Here is a 1062-nt window from a genome sequence, read left to right as displayed (position 1 = left end):
ATAATAGTCATCGTGATTAATCGGTGTAACATGAAAGTCCCACGCGGTACCTACCGACAATGCATGTGCGGCAGCCACCGCCAACACTTTTCTTTCTGTTTCATCTTGAGCTTCATTGAGCAAGGCGACATAATCTGAAATAAAACCAGTCAAAGGCTGGATATCCCTTTGCGCATATTCGTCTCCTAACTTCTTATACTCGTCTGAGTTACGAATGAAATTATTGTACTTTAATAGCAGTTCCTGATTAGTTGTCGCGCGTACTAATTGTTTCTTAACTCTTTCCTGAAACGTTTTAACATCATATTCCTCAACATCGTATTCGTTGTTGTCTATTAGATACTTACTCGAAAAAGAAGCTATGCTCCAGTTTAAAATCTTAAGATCAGCTTTAATTTGACGTTGTAAATTTAAAATCTCTAATTTTCTATTCATCTGTCCCCAATTGTCCCTAGAGACTACTTTATTATGTACATATGCTTTAAACCCAAATTATAAAGGAAATGATTATGACTAAGAAAATTACACCACAGGACAACAACGCCAATCAAAAAAACGCTAATAAAGGACAACGAGGAGTAAATGAACAATTTGCCAAAGTACATGGAAACAAAGGTAAACAACTAAACCCAAACAATAAGTAACATTAAAGGCTAGATGACAAAATTATGCTGTCTAGCCTAATGTCTTTAATGCTTTATCTAAACGTTTAAAACTTTTATCTAAATACTCTTTATTTTTATTAAATTCGCTTTTGAGCAATTTATCCTGCAACGCAGAACTACTAACCTAACTAATCATTTCTAATGAGAAAGATTTACCGTTAGCATAAAGCTTCGATTCACAAATAAAAGTTGCCAAATCGAGAACTTTATTTAAATGAAGTTCTTCAGATTGTCTTGACTATAATTCATCAACTTGTCGACAAAATTTAGCTGAAATCTCTGTTCTAAAGCCATCATTCCATTGTGCAACACTAAGAGTATCATTAGCTCAATGACCATTCACTCGACATCTAGTATTACTTTTCTCTAAAAGCGGCTGTATTTAGGAGTATCCAGC

Annotated in this window: 2 protein-coding genes and 1 pseudogene; 1 reads left to right on the top strand and 2 read right to left on the bottom strand. The window is 34.3% G+C overall.

Features of this window, described 5'->3' with window-relative positions:
- On the bottom strand, positions 1-435 hold a 435-nt coding region (locus tag FYJ80_RS11650), incomplete at its 3' end, for a hypothetical protein (protein WP_154427077.1).
- 74 nt (positions 436-509) lie between these two features.
- On the opposite strand from FYJ80_RS11650, the gene FYJ80_RS12125 reads away from it, so the two are divergent.
- On the top strand, positions 510-644 hold the full coding sequence (locus FYJ80_RS12125) for a hypothetical protein (RefSeq protein WP_267913052.1): 135 nt from the start codon (positions 510-512) through the stop codon (positions 642-644).
- A 145-nt stretch (positions 645-789) separates the two neighbouring features.
- On the opposite strand, the pseudogene FYJ80_RS12350 reads toward FYJ80_RS12125, so the two are convergent.
- Positions 790-891 (bottom strand): annotated as a pseudogene (locus FYJ80_RS12350) (hypothetical protein); the annotation flags it as partial.
- Positions 892-1062: the final 171 nt, after the last annotated feature.

Source organism: Bullifex porci (assembly GCF_009695635.1).
GTDB classification, from domain to species: domain Bacteria; phylum Spirochaetota; class Spirochaetia; order Sphaerochaetales; family Sphaerochaetaceae; genus Bullifex; species Bullifex porci.
The sequence above is the reverse complement of the archived record's forward strand: the minus strand, read 5'-3'. Positions and strand labels throughout refer to the sequence as shown.

What these genes read in the sequence shown, in the direction of transcription:
- FYJ80_RS12125 (WP_267913052.1), top strand. Translation starts at nt 510, where the DNA reads ATGACTAAGAAAATTACACCACAGGACAACAACGCCAATCAAAAAAAC.